The organism is Myroides injenensis M09-0166 (assembly GCF_000246945.1).
In the GTDB taxonomy this organism is placed as follows: Bacteria; Bacteroidota; Bacteroidia; order Flavobacteriales; family Flavobacteriaceae; genus Flavobacterium; species Flavobacterium injenense.
Map to the genome: position 1 here is coordinate 19,696 of NZ_BAEX01000013.1, position 21,468 is coordinate 41,163.

16 protein-coding genes and 4 tRNA genes are annotated in these 21,468 nt (G+C 34.3%); 18 read left to right on the plus strand and 2 right to left on the minus strand.

Annotation, left to right across the window (positions count from 1 at the left end):
* Positions 1 to 9 precede the first annotated feature (9 nt).
* The 15 genes from hpf (at position 10) to RH98_RS03650 (ending at position 13,618) form a co-directional block, all read left to right on the plus strand.
* Entirely contained in the window at positions 10 to 309 is a 300-nt protein-coding gene (hpf, locus tag RH98_RS03580) for a ribosome hibernation-promoting factor, HPF/YfiA family (protein WP_010250586.1), read from the plus strand.
* A 95-nt stretch (positions 310 to 404) separates the two neighbouring features.
* A tRNA-Thr gene (locus RH98_RS03585) sits at positions 405 to 478 on the plus strand.
* Between the two features lie 30 nt (positions 479 to 508).
* A tRNA-Tyr gene (locus RH98_RS03590) sits at positions 509 to 589 on the plus strand.
* A gap of 22 nt (positions 590 to 611) precedes the next feature.
* Positions 612 to 683 (plus strand) — tRNA-Thr (locus RH98_RS03595).
* 59 nt (positions 684 to 742) lie between these two features.
* A complete protein-coding gene (gene tuf / locus RH98_RS03600) occupies positions 743 to 1,930 on the plus strand; it encodes an elongation factor Tu (protein WP_010250588.1) in 1,188 nt (395 codons plus the stop codon).
* Positions 1,931 to 1,987: 57 nt separating this feature from the next.
* A tRNA-Trp gene (locus RH98_RS03605) sits at positions 1,988 to 2,058 on the plus strand.
* Between the two features lie 16 nt (positions 2,059 to 2,074).
* Positions 2,075 to 2,272 (plus strand): preprotein translocase subunit SecE, encoded by a 198-nt coding sequence (gene secE / locus RH98_RS03610; RefSeq protein WP_010250590.1) that lies wholly within the window; start codon positions 2,075 to 2,077, stop codon positions 2,270 to 2,272.
* A gap of 11 nt (positions 2,273 to 2,283) precedes the next feature.
* A complete protein-coding gene (gene nusG / locus RH98_RS03615; protein ID WP_010250592.1) occupies positions 2,284 to 2,835 on the plus strand; it encodes a transcription termination/antitermination protein NusG in 552 nt (183 codons plus the stop codon).
* Between the two features lie 54 nt (positions 2,836 to 2,889).
* The gene (gene rplK, locus RH98_RS03620; protein ID WP_010250595.1) at positions 2,890 to 3,327 is read left to right on the plus strand and encodes a 50S ribosomal protein L11; all 438 of its coding nucleotides are present in this window, start codon (positions 2,890 to 2,892) and stop codon (positions 3,325 to 3,327) included.
* Positions 3,328 to 3,345: 18 nt separating this feature from the next.
* On the plus strand, positions 3,346 to 4,035 hold the full coding sequence (rplA, locus tag RH98_RS03625; RefSeq protein WP_010250597.1) for a 50S ribosomal protein L1: 690 nt from the start codon (positions 3,346 to 3,348) through the stop codon (positions 4,033 to 4,035).
* A 23-nt stretch (positions 4,036 to 4,058) separates the two neighbouring features.
* On the plus strand, positions 4,059 to 4,547 hold the full coding sequence (gene rplJ / locus RH98_RS03630) for a 50S ribosomal protein L10 (protein ID WP_010250599.1): 489 nt from the start codon (positions 4,059 to 4,061) through the stop codon (positions 4,545 to 4,547).
* An 84-nt stretch (positions 4,548 to 4,631) separates the two neighbouring features.
* Entirely contained in the window at positions 4,632 to 5,000 is a 369-nt protein-coding gene (gene rplL / locus RH98_RS03635) for a 50S ribosomal protein L7/L12 (RefSeq protein WP_010250601.1), read from the plus strand.
* 126 nt (positions 5,001 to 5,126) lie between these two features.
* Positions 5,127 to 8,939, plus strand: coding sequence for a DNA-directed RNA polymerase subunit beta (gene rpoB / locus RH98_RS03640; RefSeq protein ID WP_010250603.1), 3,813 nt, complete (start codon positions 5,127 to 5,129; stop codon positions 8,937 to 8,939).
* A 71-nt stretch (positions 8,940 to 9,010) separates the two neighbouring features.
* Positions 9,011 to 13,282, plus strand: a complete 4,272-nt coding sequence (gene rpoC / locus RH98_RS03645; RefSeq protein ID WP_010250605.1) for a DNA-directed RNA polymerase subunit beta' — start codon at positions 9,011 to 9,013, stop codon at positions 13,280 to 13,282.
* Between the two features lie 27 nt (positions 13,283 to 13,309).
* Entirely contained in the window at positions 13,310 to 13,618 is a 309-nt protein-coding gene (locus RH98_RS03650) for a DUF3467 domain-containing protein (protein ID WP_010250607.1), read from the plus strand.
* 191 nt (positions 13,619 to 13,809) lie between these two features.
* Here RH98_RS03650 and RH98_RS03655 read toward each other — a convergent pair whose 3' ends face one another.
* Both RH98_RS03655 and RH98_RS03660 read right to left on the minus strand, forming a co-directional pair.
* Complete coding sequence (locus RH98_RS03655; RefSeq protein ID WP_010250609.1) at positions 13,810 to 14,211, minus strand: hypothetical protein; 402 nt, start codon at positions 14,209 to 14,211, stop codon at positions 13,810 to 13,812.
* Positions 14,211 to 14,801 carry a superoxide dismutase gene (locus tag RH98_RS03660; RefSeq protein ID WP_010250611.1) on the minus strand — a complete coding sequence of 197 codons (591 nt, stop codon included), beginning with the start codon at positions 14,799 to 14,801 and terminating at the stop codon, positions 14,211 to 14,213. The genes RH98_RS03655 and RH98_RS03660 overlap by 1 nt, the downstream gene beginning before the upstream one ends.
* Positions 14,802 to 15,023: 222 nt before the next feature.
* On the opposite strand from RH98_RS03660, the gene RH98_RS03665 reads away from it, so the two are divergent.
* The 3 genes from RH98_RS03665 to RH98_RS03675 are packed head-to-tail and all read left to right on the plus strand — an operon-like array spanning position 15,024 to position 21,255.
* A complete protein-coding gene (locus RH98_RS03665; protein WP_010250613.1) occupies positions 15,024 to 18,266 on the plus strand; it encodes a SusC/RagA family TonB-linked outer membrane protein in 3,243 nt (1,080 codons plus the stop codon).
* A gap of 16 nt (positions 18,267 to 18,282) precedes the next feature.
* Positions 18,283 to 19,731 (plus strand): SusD/RagB family nutrient-binding outer membrane lipoprotein, encoded by a 1,449-nt coding sequence (locus RH98_RS03670; protein ID WP_010250615.1) that lies wholly within the window; start codon positions 18,283 to 18,285, stop codon positions 19,729 to 19,731.
* Between the two features lie 9 nt (positions 19,732 to 19,740).
* Entirely contained in the window at positions 19,741 to 21,255 is a 1,515-nt protein-coding gene (locus RH98_RS03675) for a calcineurin-like phosphoesterase C-terminal domain-containing protein (RefSeq protein ID WP_010250617.1), read from the plus strand.
* Positions 21,256 to 21,468: the final 213 nt, after the last annotated feature.

Consider the following 21,468-nt stretch of genomic DNA (forward strand, 5'->3'; position numbering starts at 1 on the left):
TCGTTAGTTATGAAAGTAAACATTCAAGCCATTAATTTTAATGTAGATCGTAAGTTAGTAGATTTCGTTAATGAGCGTTTGGGAAAAGTGGAGAAATTTTTTGATAAAGTTATTTCAGTCGAAATTTTCTTGAAATTGGAGAATAGTAATGAGAAAGAAAATAAAACCGCAGAGATGAAATTATTGGTACCAGGGGATGAATTAATAGTTAAAAAAACTAGTAAATCTTTCGAAGAAAGCGTGGATTTAGGAGCAGATGCTTTAGAGCGTTTAGTTGTTAAATACAAAGAGAAAATGAAATCACATTAATTGAAAAAAATAACCAAATTGTTTTTTTTAATCAATAAAATATATACATTTGCAGTCCGTTAGAAATAGCGGACTTTTTCTATTGAGCAAAAAATGCCGGTGTAGCTCAGCTGGCTAGAGCAGCTGATTTGTAATCAGCAGGTCGTGGGTTCGAGTCCCTCCATCGGCTCAAAATAGAAAAAATCAAACATAGTTTGAGGGGGAGATACTCAAGCGGCCAACGAGGACGGACTGTAAATCCGTTGGGAAACCTTCGCAGGTTCGAATCCTGCTCTCCCCACTACTAAATATAAGAGGCATAAGCCGGTGTAGCTCAGGGGTAGAGTGCTTCCTTGGTAAGGAAGAGGTCACGGGTTCAAATCCCGTCATTGGCTCAGGTTTTTTTATTATATTTGAACACTAATTTATATAACTAAGATTAAATTATTAAATCATGGCAAAGGAAACTTTTGATCGTTCGAAACCGCACTTAAACATCGGTACTATCGGACACGTTGACCACGGTAAAACTACTACTACTGCTGCTATTACTAAAGTATTAGCTGATGCAGGATTCTCAGAAGCTCGTTCATTTGATTCAATTGATAATGCTCCAGAAGAAAAAGAGCGTGGTATTACTATTAACACTTCTCACGTTGAGTACCAAACTAAAAACCGTCACTATGCACACGTTGACTGTCCAGGTCACGCGGATTACGTGAAAAACATGGTTACTGGTGCTGCACAAATGGATGGTGCTATCTTAGTAGTTGCTGCTACTGATGGTCCAATGCCACAAACTCGTGAACACATCTTATTAGGACGCCAAGTTGGTATTCCAAGAATTGTTGTGTTTATGAATAAAGTTGACTTAGTAGATGACGCTGAGTTATTAGAGCTTGTTGAAATGGAAATTAGAGATTTATTATCTTTCTACCAATACGACGGTGATAATGGACCAGTAGTTAAAGGTTCTGCTTTAGGAGCTTTAAACGGTGAGCAAAAATGGGTTGACGCATTATTAGAATTAATGGAAGAAGTTGATAACTGGATCGAAGAGCCAGTACGTGACAACGAAAAACCATTCTTAATGCCAGTAGAAGACGTATTTACAATTACAGGACGTGGAACTGTTGCTACAGGACGTATCGAAACTGGAGTTGCTAATACTGGAGATGCTGTTGAAATCATCGGTATGGGAGCTGACAAATTAACTTCTACTATTACAGGAGTTGAGATGTTCCGTAAAATCTTAGACCGTGGAGAAGCTGGAGATAACGTAGGTCTTTTATTGAGAGGTATTGATAAAACTGATATCCGTCGTGGTATGGTTATCTGTAAACCAGGATCAGTTAAACCACACGCTAAATTCAAAGCTGAGGTTTATATCTTGAAAAAAGAAGAAGGTGGACGTCACACTCCATTCCATAATAACTACCGTCCTCAGTTCTACGTACGTACAACTGACGTAACAGGTACTATTACTTTACCAGAAGGAACTGAAATGGTTATGCCTGGAGATAACTTAACTATCACTGTTGATTTGTTAAGCCCAATCGCTTTATCAGTAGGTTTACGTTTTGCTATCCGTGAAGGTGGTAGAACAGTAGGAGCTGGTCAGGTTACTGAAATTTTAGACTAATTTTTTAGTATAAATAATTTTTAAGTCAGCGGTTACGCCGCTGACTTTTATTAACAAACGGGTGTAGTTCAAGGGTAGAATAGCGGTCTCCAAAACCGTTGATGGGGGTTCGAATCCCTCCACCCGTGCAAATAAGATTTAAACATGGCAAAGGTTTTTAATTACATATCAGAGTCTTTTACAGAATTGAAGTCTAACGTTACTTGGTCTCCATGGTCTGAAGTTCAACGATATACTATTATAGTGGCTATATTCGCTATATTGTTTTCGCTTGCAACTTGGGGAGTGGATTCAGTATTCGGAGAGTTTTTAGGAATGTTCTATAAATGGGCTAAAGCATAACAAAAAATATTATGGCTGATACAAGTGTCAAAAAATGGTATGTGATCCGTGCGGTAAGTGGACAAGAAAATAAAGTTAAGAATTATATCGAAACTGAAATTTCAAGACTTGGTCTTTCAGATTACTTATCTCAGGTTTTAGTACCGACAGAAAAAATCGTTACAGTAAAAGACGGTAAGAAAAAAACCACTGAGCGTGTTTATTTTCCTGGGTACGTTATGATTGAAGCTGCTCTTACAGGAGAAGTTCCTCACGTAATAAAAACAATTACTGGTGTAATTGGTTTCTTAGGTGAAACTAAAGGTGGAGATCCTGTCCCTTTAAGAGAGTCTGAAGTTAATCGTATGCTTGGTAGAGTAGATGAATTATCTGTAAAAGTAGATACGGGAGTTATTCCTTATGAATTGGGTGATAGTGTAAAAGTTATAGATGGTCCTTTCAACGGATTTGACGGTGTGGTTGAGAATATTAATGAAGAAAAACGCAAGTTGGAAGTGATGGTTAAGATTTTTGGTAGAAAAACACCTTTGGAATTAAACTTCACACAAGTAGAAAAATTATAATGTTACATACATACACATCTTGCTTCCAATTGAGATGTGCTAAATTTTTGAAAAATGGCAAAAGAAATTAGTAAAGTAGTTAAACTACAAGTTAAGGGAGGTGCTGCGAATCCTTCGCCACCGGTTGGACCTGCTTTGGGGGCTGCTGGAGTTAACATCATGGAGTTCTGTAAGCAATTTAATGCTAGAACACAAGATAAACCTGGCAAAGTTTTACCAGTACAAATTACAGTGTACAAAGACAAATCTTTTGAATTTGTTGTTAAAACGCCACCTGCCGCTGTTCAATTATTAGAGGCTGCAAAAGTGAAATCTGGATCTGGAGAGCCTAATAGAAAAAAAGTAGCTAGCGTTACTTGGGAACAAGTTCGTGCTATTGCGGAAGATAAAATGCCTGACTTAAATGCATTTACAGTTGAAGCTGCTATGAGTATGGTAGCTGGAACTGCAAGATCAATGGGAATAACAGTAACAGGAGCAGCTCCTTTTTAATTGTAAACGACAGAAGAAATGGCAAAATTAACTAAAAAGCAAAAAGAAGCAGCTGCTAAGATTGAAAAAAACAGAATGTACTCTTTAACTGACGCTTCGTCTTTAATTAAAGAAATTGCATCTGCAAAATTTGATGAATCTGTAGATATCGCTGTGCGTTTAGGAGTAGATCCTCGTAAAGCTAACCAAATGGTACGTGGAGTTGTAACATTACCTCACGGAACAGGAAAAGATGTTAGAGTATTAGCATTGGTTACTCCTGATAAAGAAGCTGAAGCTCTTGCAGCTGGAGCTGATTATGTGGGATTAGATGAGTACCTACAAAAAATTAAAGATGGTTGGACAGATGTTGATGTTATCATCACTATGCCTGCTGTTATGGGTAAATTAGGTCCTTTAGGACGTATTTTAGGTCCAAGAGGTTTAATGCCTAACCCTAAGACTGGTACAGTTACTATGGATGTAGCGAAAGCTGTTCAAGAAGTAAAAGCTGGTAAAATCGATTTTAAAGTTGATAAAACTGGAATTGTTCATGCGGGAATCGGAAAGGTATCTTTTGATGCTGAGAAAATCGCTGACAACGCAGCTGAATTAATTCAAACATTAATCAAATTAAAACCAACTGCAGCTAAAGGTACTTATATCAAGTCTATTCATATATCTAGTACTATGAGCCCTGCTATTGCTTTAGATCCTAAAGCAGTATAATTGGTAAATAAAAAATTACACGTATGACTAGAGAACAAAAAGCAGTCGCGATTGAGGACTTAAAAGCAAAATTAGCTGATAGTAATATCTTTTATATCGCTGATATATCTGGATTAAACGCAGAGGTTACTTCTAACTTAAGAAAAGCTTGTTACAAAGTTGGAATTAAATTAGAGGTTGTGAAAAATACATTGCTTACTAAGGCGATGGAAGCTTCTGACAGAAATTACGATGAGTTACCTTCTACTTTAAAAGGGAATAGTGCAATTTTATTCGCTGAAGTTGCTAATGCTCCAGCTAAAGTTATTAAAGAGTTCAGAAAAAAAGCTGAGAAACCAGCTATTAAAGGAGCTTATATTAATGACGAAGTATATGTAGGTGAAAACTTACTAGAGACATTAGTAGCTATTAAATCTAAAGAAGAAGTTATTGGAGAAATCATTGGATTACTTCAATCTCCAGCTCAAAGAGTTATTTCAGCTCTTAAAAATCAATTTAAAGACGAAGAATAGTAATATCATTACAGTCTTTAAAATGTTCCATAAAGAACGCACATTAATAAATTATATTTTTACAAATCATTAAAAGATAGAAAAATGGCAGATTTGAAACAATTCGCAGAACAATTAGTTAACTTAACAGTTAAAGAAGTTAACGAATTAGCAACTATATTAAAAGACGAGTACGGAATCGAACCAGCTGCTGCAGCAGTTGTTGTTGCTGGTGGTGCTGAAGGTGGTGCTGCAGAAGAGCAAACTGAATTCACAGTTGTATTAAAAGAAGCTGGTGCTTCTAAATTAGCTGTAGTTAAAGCTGTTAAAGAATTAACAGGTTTAGGATTAAAAGAAGCTAAAGATATCGTAGATTCAACTCCTGCAAACATCAAAGAAGGTGTTTCTAAAGATGAAGCTGAAGGTCTTAAAAAAGCATTGGAAGAAGCTGGAGCTGTTGTTGAGCTTAAATAATTTTTTTCCAAAAAATATTTTAGGTTTAGGTCTTGGAAGTGATTCCAATGACCTAAACCATTTTGCGTATAAAGAGATTTGTACCAAAATACAATTCAAATTCTAATCAAAATTTTTTGTCCATTGATGATCACAAATCAGACTGAAAGACTAAATTTTGCTTCTACAAAGAATATACCAGCATATCCAGATTTCTTGGATATTCAGGTTAAGTCTTTTAAGGATTTTTTTCAACTAGAAACAAAATCTGAAGAAAGAGGCAAAGAAGGTTTGTACAATACCTTCATGGAGAACTTCCCGATTACTGATACTAGAAATCAGTTCGTGTTGGAGTTTCTTGATTACTTTGTTGATCCTCCTCGTTATTCAATTGAAGAATGTATTGATAGAGGACTAACTTACAGCGTTCCGCTAAAGGCACGTTTGAAGTTATACTGTACTGACCCTGAACATGAAGATTTTGAAACTATCGTTCAAGATGTTTATTTAGGAACAATACCGTATATGACGCCAAGCGGTACTTTTGTAATCAATGGAGCAGAGCGCGTTGTAGTATCACAGTTACATCGTTCACCAGGTGTGTTCTTTGGACAGTCTTTCCATGCAAATGGAACGAAGTTATATTCGGCGAGAATTATTCCATTTAAAGGATCTTGGATTGAGTTTGCTACCGATATTAATAGTGTAATGTATGCTTATATCGATAGAAAGAAAAAATTACCTGTTACTACCTTATTCCGTGCTATTGGATTCGAAAGAGACAAGGACATCCTAGAGATTTTCGACTTAGCTGAAGAGGTAAAAGTATCAAAAACAGGTTTAAAAAAATATATAGGACGAAGACTTGCTGCACGTGTTTTAAACACTTGGCATGAGGACTTCGTTGATGAGGACACTGGAGAAGTTGTGTCAATTGAGAGAAATGAGATTATCTTAGACCGTGATACAGTCCTAGATAAAGATAATGTCGAAGAAATCATTGATGCTAACGTTAAAACTGTCCTTTTACACAAAGAAGACAATAATCAGGCAGACTATGCCATTATACATAACACGTTACAAAAAGACCCTACAAACTCTGAAAAAGAAGCTGTAGAGCATATCTATCGTCAGTTGCGTAATGCTGAACCGCCTGATGAAGAAACTGCGCGTGGAATTATTGATAAATTGTTCTTTTCTGATCAACGTTACAATCTAGGTGAAGTTGGTCGTTATAGAATGAACAAGAAACTTAACCTTGATACTCCAATAGATAAACAAGTTTTAACAAAAGAAGATATAATCACTATTGTTAAATACTTGATTGAATTAATCAACTCTAAAGCTGAGATTGATGATATTGACCACTTATCTAATCGTCGTGTTAGAACTGTTGGTGAACAATTATCTGCTCAATTTGGTGTTGGTTTAGCTCGTATGGCAAGAACAATTCGTGAGCGTATGAATGTACGTGATAACGAAGTGTTTACACCTATTGACTTGATTAATGCGAAAACGTTATCGTCTGTAATCAATTCTTTCTTTGGTACTAACCAGTTATCTCAATTTATGGTTCAAACGAATCCTTTAGCTGAGATTACTCATAAACGTCGTTTATCGGCTTTAGGACCTGGTGGTTTATCACGTGAAAGAGCTGGTTTCGAAGTACGTGACGTTCACTATACTCACTACGGACGTTTATGTCCTATTGAGACACCAGAGGGACCAAACATTGGTTTGATTTCGTCTTTAGCTGTTTATGCTAAAGTAAATAATATGGGATTCATTGAAACTCCTTATCGTCCTGTAGAGGATGGAAAGGTTGATATAATCAATGAGCCTGTATATTTAAGTGCTGAAGAAGAAGAAGGTATGTTAATTGCACAAGCAAACGTACCAATGGATGCTGAAGGTAATATTACTGAAGAGCGTGTTGTTGTAAAAGAAGAAGGTGACTTCCCAGTTGTTGAGCCTAAAGATCTTCACTATACTGACGTTGCTCCTAATCAAATTGCTTCTATTTCTGCATCTTTAATTCCTTTCTTAGAGCATGATGATGCGAACCGTGCATTGATGGGATCAAACATGATGCGTCAAGCTGTTCCATTATTACGTCCGGAATCTCCAATTGTGGGAACTGGATTAGAAAGACAAGTAGCTTCTGATTCTCGTGTTTTAATTAATGCTGAAGGTGAAGGTACTGTAGAGTATGTAGATGCTCAAAAAATTATAATTAAGTATGATCGCACAGATGAAGAGCGTTTAATAAGCTTCGATCCTGATGAGAAAAGCTATAACTTAATTAAGTTTAGAAAAACTAACCAAAGTACTAGTATTAACTTAAAACCAATCGTAAGAAAGGGTGATAGAGTTACTAAAGGTCAAGTACTTTGTGAAGGATATGCAACACAAAACGGTGAATTAGCTTTAGGTCGTAACTTGAAAGTGGCATTTATGCCATGGAAAGGATACAACTTTGAGGATGCTATCGTGATTTGTGAGAAAGTAGTAAGAGAAGATATCTTTACATCTATTCATATTGATGACTATACACTAGAAGTGAGAGATACTAAATTAGGTAACGAAGAGTTAACTAATGATATCCCTAACGTTAGTGAAGAGGCAACAAAAGATTTAGATGAGAATGGTATGATTCGTATTGGTGCAGAAGTGAAACCTGGAGATATCTTAATCGGTAAAATTACTCCAAAAGGTGAATCAGATCCTACACCAGAAGAAAAATTATTACGCGCAATCTTTGGTGATAAAGCAGGAGATGTAAAAGATGCTTCATTGAAAGCTTCACCTTCATTAAGAGGTGTTGTTTTAGATAAAAAACTTTTTGCTCGTGCAGTAAAAGATAAACGTAAACGTTCAAAAGATAAAGATGAGTTAGCTTTATTAGAAACTAAGTTTGAAGTTAAATTCAATGAGTTAAAAGAGCGTTTAGTTGATAAATTATTCTTCATTGTTAACGGAAAAACATCTCAAGGGGTGTTAAACGATTTAGGTGAAGAAGTTTTACCAAAAGGTAAGAAGTTTACTCAAAAAATGCTTTATGCTGTTGAGGATTTTGCTCACCTTACAAAAGGTCAATGGACAACTGATGAAGATACTAATAGAATGATCACTGATTTAATTCACAATTATAAAATTAAATTAAATGATCTTCAAGGTGTCCTAAGAAGAGAGAAGTTCATGATTACTGTAGGAGATGAATTACCATCAGGAATTTTAAAATTAGCAAAAGTTTATATTGCTAAGAAACGTAAATTACGTGTTGGTGATAAAATGGCGGGTCGTCACGGTAACAAAGGTATTGTTGCGAGAATCGTTAGAGATGAGGATATGCCATTCTTAGAAGATGGTACACCAGTTGATATCGTATTGAACCCATTAGGGGTACCTTCTCGTATGAACATTGGTCAGATTTATGAAACTGTTTTAGGATGGGCTGGTCAAAAATTAGGTAAGAAATTTGCTACTCCTATTTTTGATGGTGCTGAGTTAGATCAAATTAATGATTTAACTGATGAAGCAGGTATTCCAAGATTTGGTCATACTTATCTATATGATGGAGGAACAGGAGAAAGATTCCACCAAAGAGCGACAGTGGGGGTTATCTATATGTTGAAATTAGGACACATGGTAGATGATAAAATGCACGCACGTTCTATTGGACCTTACTCTTTAATTACTCAACAACCATTAGGAGGTAAGGCACAATTTGGAGGTCAACGTTTTGGAGAGATGGAGGTATGGGCTCTTGAGGCTTATGGTGCATCAAGTACTTTACGTGAGATTTTGACGGTGAAATCAGATGACGTTATTGGTAGAGCGAAAACTTACGAAGCAATCGTTAAAGGTGAAACTATGCCAGAACCAGGACTTCCTGAGTCATTCAATGTATTGATGCATGAATTAAAAGGACTTGGATTAGACATCAGATTAGAAGAATAAACTAAGATTATGGAGTAAGCAGTGTTTTACTGCTTACTCTTATATCATACACTTTAACAAGTAAGTTTACCATGAATAAAAATAAAGAGAAAAATACCGTTAAAAGGTTTAATAAAATCTCAATCGGTTTAGCTTCACCTGAATCAATTCTTGCAGAATCAAGAGGGGAAGTTTTAAAACCAGAAACTATTAACTATCGTACTCATAAACCTGAAAGAGATGGTCTTTTCTGTGAACGTATTTTCGGTCCAGTTAAAGATTATGAGTGTGCTTGTGGTAAGTATAAAAGAATCCGTTACAAAGGTATAGTATGTGACCGTTGTGGGGTTGAAGTTACTGAGAAGAAAGTTCGTAGAGATAGAGTAGGTCACATCAATTTAGTTGTGCCAATTGCTCATATTTGGTACTTCCGTTCTCTTCCTAATAAAATTGGATATATTTTAGGTCTTCCATCTAAGAAATTAGATATGATTATCTATTATGAGCGTTATGTAGTGATCCAACCGGGTATTGCAAAAAATGCTGATGGTGAGCCACTAAAACGTCTTGATTTCTTAACAGAAGAGGAGTATTTGAATATTTGTGATACTCTTCCTATGGAGAATCAATATTTAGATGACAAAGATCCTAATAAATTCATCGCTAAAATGGGTGCTGAATGTATTATGGATTTATTAGCAACAACTGATTTAGATCAATTGTCGTATACGTTACGTCATGCTGCTAATAATGAGACATCTAAACAAAGAAAAACTGAAGCTTTAAAACGTCTACAGGTCGTAGAGTCTTTCCGTGAGTCTAATTTAAACCGTGAGAATAGACCTGAATGGATGATCTTAAAAGTGATTCCAGTGATACCACCTGAATTACGTCCATTGGTTCCATTGGATGGAGGTCGTTTTGCTACTTCAGATTTGAATGACTTATACCGTCGTGTAATTATTAGAAACAACCGTTTAAAACGTTTAATGGAGATCAAAGCTCCTGAAGTTATTTTACGTAATGAAAAACGTATGCTTCAAGAAGCTGTGGATTCACTATTTGACAACACAAGAAAATCTTCTGCTGTTAAAACTGAGTCTAACCGTCCATTGAAATCACTTTCTGATTCATTGAAAGGTAAGCAAGGTCGTTTCCGTCAAAACTTATTAGGTAAACGTGTTGACTATTCTGCTCGTTCAGTAATTGTTGTTGGACCAGAATTAAAATTATACGAATGTGGATTGCCAAAAGATATGGCAGCTGAATTATACAAACCTTTTGTTATCCGTAAATTGATAGAAAGAGGAATTGTTAAGACAGTTAAATCTGCAAAGAAAATTATAGATAAGAAAGAGCCTGTAGTTTGGGATATCTTAGAAAACGTTATTAAAGGACACCCAGTTTTATTAAACCGTGCTCCTACGCTTCACAGATTGGGTATTCAAGCTTTCCAACCAAAATTAATTGAAGGAAAAGCTATTCAATTACACCCATTAGTGTGTACTGCGTTTAATGCCGATTTCGATGGTGACCAGATGGCTGTTCACTTACCTTTGGGACCTGAAGCAATCTTAGAATCTCAACTATTAATGTTGGCTTCGCATAATATCTTGAACCCTGCTAATGGTGCACCTATTACTGTACCATCTCAGGATATGGTTCTTGGTTTGTATTATATGACTAAGTTGCGTAAAAGTACTCCTGAAGAAATTGTAAAAGGTGAAGGACTAACTTTCTATTCTGTAGAAGAAGTACATATTGCAATAAATGAAGGTAAACTTGATTTGAATGCTGGTGTTAAAGTTCGTGCAAAAGACTATAACGCTGAAGGAGAATTAGTTTATCAAATTATAGAAACTACAGCAGGTAGAATTTTATTTAATGAAGTTGTGCCAGAAGTAGCTGGTTATATCAACGAGGTATTGACTAAAAAATCTTTAAGAGATATTATTGGTCGTATCTTAGCTATTACTGATGTACCTACTACTGCTGCTTTCTTGGATGATATTAAGAGCATGGGATACGGTTATGCGTTCCGTGGTGGATTATCATTCAGTTTAGGAGATATTATGATTCCTGGACAAAAACAAGAATTAATTGATGATGCGAACCAACAAGTAGATCATATCACTATGAACTATAATATGGGACTTATCACAAATAATGAACGTTACAACCAGGTAATTGACGTTTGGACATCTACAAATGCTTTATTGACTGAACTTGCAATGAAGAATATTCGCGAAGACAAACAAGGATTTAACTCAGTATATATGATGTTGGATTCTGGAGCGAGGGGTTCTAAAGAGCAGATTCGTCAGTTAACTGGTATGCGTGGTTTGATGGCTAAACCAAAAAAATCAACTGCAGGTGGTGGTGAGATTATTGAGAACCCGATTCTTTCTAACTTTAAAGAAGGTCTTTCGATTCTTGAGTATTTCATTTCTACACACGGTGCTCGTAAAGGTCTTGCCGATACAGCATTGAAAACTGCGGATGCTGGTTATTTAACTCGTCGTCTTCACGATGTTGCACAGGATGTTATTGTAAATAGCGAAGATTGTGGAACATTAAGAGGTATTGAAGTTAAGCCACTTAAAAAGAATGAAGAAGTTATTGAGTCATTAGGAGAAAGAGTTTTAGGACGTGTAGCATTGAACGATGTTATTAATCCATTAAATTCTGAAGTATTAGTTGAGGCAGGAACTGAGATTAATGAAGCTACTGCAAAATTAATTAATGCTGCACCTATTGAATCTATTGAAGTACGTTCTCCATTGACATGTGAGGCAAAAACGGGTATTTGTGTTAAATGTTACGGACGTAACTTAGCTACTGCTCGTATGGTTCAAAGAGGTGAAGCTGTTGGTGTTATCGCTGCTCAATCAATTGGGGAGCCTGGTACACAGTTAACATTGAGAACATTCCACGTTGGGGGTACTGCTGGTAATATTTCTGAAACTTCAAGTATCACTTCTAAGTTTAAAGGTCGTTTAGAAATGGAAGATCTTAAAACAGTTAAGAGTGAGGATGCGGAAGGAAATGTTATTGATATCGTGATTTCACGTTCTACTGAAGCTAAATTATATGATGTTAATACTGGAATCTTATTAACAACAAATAATATACCTTACGGTTCTACTATTTATGTTGGTGATGGAGATGTAATTGAAGAAGGTGCAACTATCTGTAAATGGGATCCATATAACGGTGTAATTGTTTCTGAATTTACTGGTAAGATTGCTTACGAAGATATTGAGCAAGGTCAAACTTTCATGGTAGAGATTGATGAGCAAACTGGTTTCCAAGAGAAAGTTATTACTGAATCTAGAAACAAAAAATTAATTCCTACTTTATTAATATATGGTAAAGATGGTGAGTTAATTCGTTCATACAATTTACCTGTTGGATCTCACTTAATGGTTAATGATGGAGAGAAAATTAAGGCTGGTAAAGTTTTAGTTAAGATTCCTCGTCATACTTCTAAAGCAGGGGATATTACTGGAGGTCTTCCTAGAATTACTGAGTTGTTAGAGGCTCGTAATCCTTCGAACCCTGCAGTTGTTTCTGAAATTGATGGTGTAGTTTCTTTCGGAAAAATTAAGAGAGGTAACAGAGAAATTATCGTTGAGTCAAAAACTGGAGATGTTAGAAAATATTTAGTAAAATTATCTAACCAAATCTTAGTTCAAGAAAATGACTTCGTTAAAGCTGGTGTTCCTTTATCTGACGGAGCTATCACTCCAGATGATATCTTAAGAATTCAAGGACCTTCATCTGTTCAACAATACTTAGTAAATGAAATTCAAGAAGTTTATCGTTTACAAGGGGTAAAAATTAGTGACAAACACTTTGAAGTTGTTATTCGTCAAATGATGCGTAAAGTTAGAATTCAGGATCCGGGAGATACTCTATTCTTAGAAGACCAATTAGTACACGCAATTGACTTTATCGAAGAAAACGATAGATTGTTTGGAATGAAAGTTGTTGAGAATGCTGGTGAATCTGATAACTTAAAAGAGGGGCAAATTGTTTCTGTTAGAGAGTTACGTGACGAGAACTCATTGTTAAGACGTGAAGATAAAGAATTAGTTATTGCACGTGATGTTATGCCTGCTACTGGTACACCAGTTCTTCAAGGTATTACAAGAGCATCATTACAGACTAAGTCATTTATTTCTGCTGCTTCATTCCAGGAAACTACAAAAGTATTAAACGAAGCTGCTGTTGCAGGTAAAGTTGATAACTTGTCTGGATTAAAAGAGAATGTAATTGTAGGTCATAGAATCCCAGCTGGTACAGGTATGAGAGAATATGAAGATATAATTGTAAGCTCTTTAGAAGAAGACGGAATATTATAATAAAAAATATTTATAAACGGTATAGTTATGTCAGAAGATCAAAACCAATTTAATATTGAATTAGATGAAGCAACTGCTGAAGGAACTTTTTCTAACTTAGCAATTATCAATCATTCTACTACAGAATTTGTAGTTGATTTTGTTAACATTATGCCTGGAGTACCTAAAGCTAAGGTTAAGTCACGAATAATTTTGACACCACAACATGCTAAAAGATTACTTAGTGCATTAAGTGAAAACATACAACGATTTGAGAATGCTAATGGAGAAATTAAAGATGTAGAATCACCTTATAATTTATCTTCAGTAAATTTTGGTCCTAAAGGTCAAGCTTAATTAAACGTTTAGATAGTATAGAAAAAGCCCTACTTACAAAGTAGGGCTTTTTTAATGCATAATAACTAAGGAAAAAAAAATAATACAATATGTTGAACAATTATGGTGTTGACTTGATTCTTATGGCTTTCGATCTATTTCATCACTAGTTTTATAACGTTCAAAGACCTTGTTATTTGCAACTAAATTTTTTATATTACTTGTTTATCTTTCGTAATGTATATATAAGCACTTTCAACGTCCTTTTTAAGCTCATTAATTTGCAATTTGACAGATAAATTTTGACTTAGATTACTTGATAATAAGTTTAGATAATACTTAGCTTTTTGTAAATGTCTTTCAGCATTTTTTTTATCCTTTAGCATTTGATATGTATTTGCTAAATCTATACAAGTTTGAGTATAGCATTTACATATAGGAATGCCATTACAAATACATTTTAATAGGTTTTGTTGTAAAACTTCTGCCCTAATCATTGCTTCTAAGTGTAAATAAAGTGCTTCAGAAGTTGCACCCTTTTGAAGGGCTTGTTGTGCTTGTTTGGTTTTTGTGTTCCAAGCTTTCTGTACAAATAATAAACAAGTTGAACTCATTATAGTAAATTTTGATTAACAAATTCCCAGTTGACTATTTTCCAATAGTCTTCAATAAATTTGGCTCTTGCATTCCTATGATCTATATAATAGGCATGTTCCCAAACATCAATAGTTAATAGAGGTTTTTTATTATGAATAAGAGGATTGTCAGCATCTTTCATAGGAATAATTTCTAGTTTTCCACTTTCACTTAGTGCTAGCCAAGTCCATCCAGCTCCAAAAAGCTTAGTAGCAATTGTTGAAAATTCCTTTTTAAAGTTTTCAAATGAACCAAAATCTCTTATTATTAAATCTTTTGCTATTCCAAATGGTTCATTTTGTCCATTTGGTGTAAGGCATTTCCAGTAAAAACTGTGATTATAATGTTGCGCGGCATTGTTATAAATCGCTAATTCTCCTTTTTCATAAGTTAACGTGATAATGTTTTCTAAACATTCGTTCGCATATGGACTATTTGTTAGTAAATCATTAAGGTTGTTTACATATGTCTGATGATGTTTTCCATGATGGTAGTCAAATCCTTCTTTTGTTATAATAGGCTCTAATGCATCTTTAGGATACGGTAATTGTGGTAAAATGAATGTCATATGTTTATTATTGTTTTATTAGATGTGTAAAAATATAAATTTAGTTTAAACTAAAAAAGTATTTAGGTGTTTATTATGTAAACAATTCTCTTAATGTAAACTTCATATTGGTTAACAATAGGATAAAGTCTATTTATTGTATGATTGTGTGTGAATCCTTTGATTTGTATTGTTTACGTGAACTACTAAATTGAAAAATTAACAACACAACCATATCAACAGATGAAAAAAGTAAGACGTAAAAGTCAATTTGTTTTTTTTATACTAGGCGCTTTGTCACTTTGTAATTATAGTGTATTTGCTTCTAGTAGTGAAGCTCTTCATGCGACAAATAAGAAGAATCAAATTTTTGACCAGGTAAGAAACTTTAAGCTTAGTGGACAAGTTGTCGCTAGTGATGGCACTAGCTTACCAGGAGCAACTATTCAAGTACTTAATAAGAATATTGCTGTGGCTTCAGATATTGACGGAAAGTTTTTTATTGATATTAATGATGACTTAAGTTCTGTAGATATTGAAGTTTCTTTTATTGGTTTTAAATCACAAGTATTAAGAGTAAAAGCAGGCGATTTTGTAAAAGTACAATTAAAAGAAGTGGATAACTTATTGAATGAAGTTGTCGTAACAGCTTTAGGTATTAAAAGAGAGGAAAAGCAACTAGGATATTCACAGCAGACTCTTAATAGTGAAAATATTGATAGAGCTAGATCTAATAATTGGTCTGATGCTCTAAAAGGTAAAGTAGCAGGTCTATCAATGGTTTCTGCTAGTTCAGGACCAATGAATTCTTCACAAATCAAGCTTAGAGGAGATCGTTCTTTAGATTTATCTCAGAATGCAGCATTAGTGGTTGTGGATGGGGTGATTATGAATAGTGACTTATGGAGTAGTGGGGCAAATGAAGCTTATATAGGTACTGATGCACCAGTAGACTATGGTAATGGAATTGCAGATTTGAACCCTGATGATATTGAAAGTATTACGGTATTAAAAGGACCTGGGGCCGCAGCTTTATATGGTTCGCGTGCATCGAATGGTGTTTTGATGATCACTACCAAGTCTGGTAAAAAGAATACAGGTTTAGGTGTGTCTTTTAATTCAAATGTTAGTTTTGATGTGATACAGCGTTGGCCAAAATATCAATATGAATATGGTCAAGGAAATGGTAAGAGCTTTAATAAAGCAGGTGACGCTTATTATTCATATGGTCTTTCAGAAGATGGTGCTAATACAGGAAGTACAAGTAGTGCATTCGGACCGAAATTCGATGGGCAGTATTTTTTTCAATACGATCCATTAACGGAAAGTCAGGGTGCTGAGCGAACTTTATGGCGTCCTTATAAGAATAATATAAAGGATTTTTGGAGAACAGGAATGACGATGACAAATACTCTCTCTTTTTCTGGAGGTAATGATAAAGGAAGTATTCGTACGACGGTGACTAATTCAAAAAATGAATGGATTATGCCTAATACAGGATTTGATCGTACAAGTATCTCAACAAAAGCAAAATATAAAGTATCTAAATCAGTAACTGTAAATGCGAATGTAGGTTATACAAATCGAAAAAGTGATAACTTACCTGGAACAGGATATGGAAATCATACGATTAGTTATTTTATGATCTTTCAGAACCCTAATGTAGATTTAGATTGGTATCGCCCTATTTGGAAGAAAGATTATTATCAAACTGACCAAATACATCCATTTAGCTCTTATATAGAGAATCCATATTTAATAGCTTATGAGACTACGAACCCAATAAATACGAACACGATAACTGGTAGTTTGTCTACTGATATAGAAATTACTCCTAAATTGAAATTAATGCTGCGCGGATCTCTTAACTCTCGCAATGATAAAAGAGAGCAAAGAAGACCTTATAGTACGACCAAATTTGGTAAAGGTTATTTTAGAACACAACAGATTAATTTCCAAGAAATCAATACTGATTTCTTACTTTCCTATACTGAAAATGATAGTGACATATTTACCTATAGTGCATCTATAGGAGGAAATATGTTGGATTCTAAATATCATGATGTTTCTGCTTATGTTGATGGACTAGTGACTCCTGGAGTTTATATGTTAAGCAATGGTAGAAATAATGCTATTGCTAATGTAAGTGATAGAGATTATAAGGTTAACTCACTTTATGGTATGGGATCTATAGGTTACAAGAATAAAGTGTTTTTGGATGCGACTCTAAGAAATGATTGGTCTAGTACACTGCAAAAAGGAAATTGGTCTTTTATGTATCCATCATTTAATACAAGTTTTATTCTAAGTGAGATTTTTAATTTACCTGCTATAATTGATTATTCTAAACTTCGATTTTCTGCTTCAGAAGTTGGTAATGGAACGGTACCTTATCAAACTTTAAAATATTATAATAATAGTGCATTTGCAAGTTCTGCAACTTCGCCAACAACTTTGCATAATAGCAATTTAAAACCTGAGAAAACGAGAAGTTTCGAATTGGGCTATGAACAGCGTATGTTTAAAAATCGTTTTGGGTTTGATGTGACTTTATATGAAACAAAAACAAAGAATCAAATTATCACTGTGCCTTTAAATTATGTAACAGGGTTTAATAAAGCAATTATTAATGCTGGAGATATTAGAAATAGAGGAATAGAGCTTGTGGTTAATGGTACACCAGTTAAGAATAAAAATTTCAGATGGGATACTACACTTAATTGGGCTAAAAATGATAATAAAATTTTAAGCTTAGCAGAGGATTTTAATGGTGGTGATCAGCAAGTATTGGCTCAATCTGGAACGGTTTCAATTATTGGTAAAGTTGGAGGAAGTACTGGAGATATGTATGGTTATAAGTTTGTGAGAAATGATCAAGGACAAATTATTTATAATGATAAGGGGTTACCTGTGCAAGCAAAGGAAATAGAGTATTTGGGTAGTGCTTACGCAGATTGGTCTATGGGGTGGACAAATACTTTTAAATATAAGAATGTAACTCTAAGTTTTACAATTGATGGTCAATATGGTGGAAAAGTATATTCTCAATCTCATCATAAAATGAGTGAGCAAGGAAAATTACAACATACGTTATATGGACGTGAACAAGGTTATATTATTGGAGATGGTGTTGTATTAAATACTGATGGATCATATAGTCCAAATACTACTAAAGTGAACCCTGCAGATTATTATGCTGAATATTATAGAAGAGCTAATGTGGAATCAAATAGTTTTGATGCTTCCTATGTTAAATTGAGAGAATTAAGTATAGAATATAATTTTTCTAAAAAAGTATTGGAACGTTTAAAAGTGAAAAAGTTAAGTCTTTCTTTATTTGGACGAAATCTAGCAATGCTTTCAAACTTTCCGTTGTTTGATCCAGAAACAGCAGCATTAAATGGAGGAAGTATGATGCCAGGAGTAGAAATGGGACAAATGCCATCAGCAGCAACGTATGGATTTAATTTAAAAATTGAAATTTAATTAAAGATAAACTACAATGAAATTAAAATATATAATTACTGTATTTATAGCTACAATGTTGGGTGTAGTATCATGTACATCAGATTTTGAAGAGAAAAATATAGATCCTAACCGCTTGCAACAAATAAGTCCAGCTACATTGTTAAATCCTATTATTTATGAGGTAGCTACACATGGAATGTACAGAAGCTGGTCTCACAATAATCATTTAATGCAAGATATTGTTGATTATCCTAGTAATGTCAAAGGTCTACAACGATATGATTTGTCAGATGATGTAGGTTCTTCTTCATGGAATACTTACTATAGATGGCTTAAAAATGCTAGAGATATGGAGGCTGAAGCAATAAAATCTCAAGATCCAAACTATGAAGCTATCGCTATTACACTTAAAGTTTGGATTGCTTCTAATCTAACGGATATTTTTGGTGCTATCCCATATAAAGATGCTTCAAAAGGGGAAGATAAGATACTCTATCCAAAATTTGATAAACAAGAAGAGGTTTATGATCTTTTAATTGCTGATTTAGAGCGTGCTAATAGCCTTTATGATGTAAAAAGGCAATTGAAATTTAATCCGGATATCTTGTTTGTTAAAAGCGATACCTATTTCCAGAGTTGGCAAAAATTTACTAATAGTTTGTATTTAAGGCTGCTTTTGCGCATTTCTAATCGTACTGAGAAAAAGAGTTATGAAAAAATGATAACAGTTTTTAATGATCCAGTTAAATACCCTGTTATTGCAAATAATGACGAGTCAGTAATTCTATCTATTACTGGGGTTACACCAAATGTTTCGCCATGGAGTAGACTACAAGATTTTACTTTAAGTAAAAAGATGGCTTCTTTCTTTTTGGATAATTTAAACAATATGAAAGATCCTCGTCGAGCTTTTTATGCTACAGAAGCTTATAGAGTGGAAGGAAAAAAGCAAATTAAAATAGGATACAAAGGTATTCCTAGTGCATGGGATGGTGATGATTCACAATTTGATTATGAAGCTTCTACCTTAAATAAGATAATTGCTGATAATCCTACTAAAGCACCAATTTTGAGTTACGCAGAAATTTTGTTTATGAAAGCTGAATTAGCACAAAAAGGTTATTTGTCAGATGCTAAAGGTTATTATGAACAGGGCGTTATATCCGCAATGTCTTTATTAGGGATTCAAGTTCCAGTTGATTATTTTAATAATGATTTCACTAGGTATGATAATACACTTGAACGCATAATGCTTCAGAAGTATTATGCACTTTATATGAATGATTATCAGCAATGGTTTGAATATAAACGTACAGGTTTTCCAGTCTTGCCAAAAACTAAATCAATGTTGAATGATGGCATTATGCCAAGTCGTTTTCCTTATCCACTTTCAATCAGAACTCAGAATAAGGTTGAGTATGAAAAGATTATAAGTGAAATGGGAGGAGATAATATTAATATAAAAATGTGGTGGCAAAATTAAATTTACACAATGAGTTCTAGAAGAAATTTTATAAAAAATATAGCACTAACTGCTAGTGGTGCATCTCTGCTTGCTACAGATTCAGTACAAGCCTCAGTATTTAGTAGTGAAATGAATTATAGTATAGGAGGTACTACTTCTTTTCGACCAATTTTAATTAAAGGAAGAGTAACTGCAAATGGTAAAGGAATTTCGAATGTTTCTGTTTCAGATGGAATAACAGTTACTCGTACAGATAAGAATGGTAATTATTCTTTTTTATCTCATTCGCTAAGAGATTTTGTTTTTATCTCAATACCCTCAGGATATCAAATTAAACAACAGAAAAATGGTTCAGCTGATTTCTTTTTTCGCATTAATAAGCAAAAAGATAAAAATAAGTTTGAGTTTGTTTTAACTCCATTATTGGATTCAGATAATACACATCACTTCTTAGTATTGGCAGATCCTCAGATCCAAAAAGTGGAAGAAGCAGAAGAACTGTTAAATGTAACAATTCCAGATGTTCAAAAGACGATAAAGGAAATAGATAGCTCTAATATTTTTGGAATAGGATGCGGTGATTTGATATGGGATAAACATGAGTTATTTGATAGTTATAATGAGGCTGTAAGAAGGAGCCAAATTCCTTTCTTTCAGGTGATAGGTAATCATGATGTTGATTTAGGCATGCGATCCGACGAAAAAACAGGTATTACTTTTAGCAGTATGTATGGACCTCAATATTATTCGTTTAATAGAGGAGAAGTGCATTATGTTATCTTAGATGATGTTTTTTTTATAGGAAAAGGCAAAGAGTATATAGGGTATATTACAGAAGAGCAGTTAGCCTGGCTAGAAGCAGATTTACTAAATGTACCAAAAGGCTCAACAGTTGTTGTAGCGCAACATATTCCATCAATTACTGGATACTTTGACAGAAATCCTAAGAGTAATTCACTAGGAGCTATGGTAAGTAACCGAGAACATCTCTATAAAATTTTAGAAGGTTATAATGCGCACTTAATGTCTGGGCACACACATTTTAATGAAAATATAGTAATGTCAGATTCGTTATTTGAGCATTGTCATGGTACGGTTTGTGGAGCTTGGTGGAGTGGTCCAATATGTTCTGATGGTACTCCTAATGGCTACGGTGTATATAAAGTCAATGGCTCTAATCTAGAGTGGTATTATAAGGGTACAGATTTAGACAAAAACAATCAGTTTAGAGTTTATAAAAAAGGAGAACATCCAGATTATAAAGAATGTTGGAGTGTCAATATTTGGAATTGGGATCCACAGTGGGAAGCTTATTGGTACGAAGATGGAATCCGAAAAGGGGAGTTAGTACAAGTTGTAGGGAGAGATTCTCTAAGTATAAAACTTCATGAAGGACCTAAATTACCAGAAAAAAGAAAATGGGTAGAACCAGAATTAACTAATCATTTGTTTTTGTTCACTCCTTCAAAAAATAGTAAATCTATAGTTGTAGAAGTAAAAGACAGATTTGGAAATATCTTTAGTGAGATGTTTAGTTTGTAAATGTAGGAGAAAAGGCTGCTGAGGAATTATCTGAGGCAGTCTTTTTGATTTTAAGATTATGGTTGAGTTGAGATAACTTAAAAGTCAAATATCTCAATTATTTAAGAAGCTCACTTAGCTTCATAATATTCGGCATTTAAGTGATCGTAGAGCTTGGATTTCGTCGCCAGTTCTTCACTACATCGCACAAAATCTTCTAAGGAAGTGTTTGCC

What these genes read in the sequence shown, in the direction of transcription:
- hpf (WP_010250586.1), top strand. Translation starts at nt 10, where the DNA reads ATGAAAGTAAACATTCAAGCCATTAATTTTAATGTAGATCGTAAGTTA.
- tuf (WP_010250588.1), top strand. Translation starts at nt 743, where the DNA reads ATGGCAAAGGAAACTTTTGATCGTTCGAAACCGCACTTAAACATCGGT.
- secE (WP_010250590.1), top strand. Translation starts at nt 2,075, where the DNA reads ATGGCAAAGGTTTTTAATTACATATCAGAGTCTTTTACAGAATTGAAG.
- nusG (WP_010250592.1), top strand. Translation starts at nt 2,284, where the DNA reads ATGGCTGATACAAGTGTCAAAAAATGGTATGTGATCCGTGCGGTAAGT.
- rplK (WP_010250595.1), top strand. Translation starts at nt 2,890, where the DNA reads ATGGCAAAAGAAATTAGTAAAGTAGTTAAACTACAAGTTAAGGGAGGT.
- rplA (WP_010250597.1), top strand. Translation starts at nt 3,346, where the DNA reads ATGGCAAAATTAACTAAAAAGCAAAAAGAAGCAGCTGCTAAGATTGAA.
- rplJ (WP_010250599.1), top strand. Translation starts at nt 4,059, where the DNA reads ATGACTAGAGAACAAAAAGCAGTCGCGATTGAGGACTTAAAAGCAAAA.
- rplL (WP_010250601.1), top strand. Translation starts at nt 4,632, where the DNA reads ATGGCAGATTTGAAACAATTCGCAGAACAATTAGTTAACTTAACAGTT.
- rpoB (WP_010250603.1), top strand. Translation starts at nt 5,127, where the DNA reads ATGATCACAAATCAGACTGAAAGACTAAATTTTGCTTCTACAAAGAAT.
- rpoC (WP_010250605.1), top strand. Translation starts at nt 9,011, where the DNA reads ATGAATAAAAATAAAGAGAAAAATACCGTTAAAAGGTTTAATAAAATC.
- RH98_RS03650 (WP_010250607.1), top strand. Translation starts at nt 13,310, where the DNA reads ATGTCAGAAGATCAAAACCAATTTAATATTGAATTAGATGAAGCAACT.
- RH98_RS03655 (WP_010250609.1), bottom strand. Translation starts at nt 14,211, where the DNA reads ATGAGTTCAACTTGTTTATTATTTGTACAGAAAGCTTGGAACACAAAA.
- RH98_RS03660 (WP_010250611.1), bottom strand. Translation starts at nt 14,801, where the DNA reads ATGACATTCATTTTACCACAATTACCGTATCCTAAAGATGCATTAGAG.
- RH98_RS03665 (WP_010250613.1), top strand. Translation starts at nt 15,024, where the DNA reads ATGAAAAAAGTAAGACGTAAAAGTCAATTTGTTTTTTTTATACTAGGC.
- RH98_RS03670 (WP_010250615.1), top strand. Translation starts at nt 18,283, where the DNA reads ATGAAATTAAAATATATAATTACTGTATTTATAGCTACAATGTTGGGT.
- RH98_RS03675 (WP_010250617.1), top strand. Translation starts at nt 19,741, where the DNA reads ATGAGTTCTAGAAGAAATTTTATAAAAAATATAGCACTAACTGCTAGT.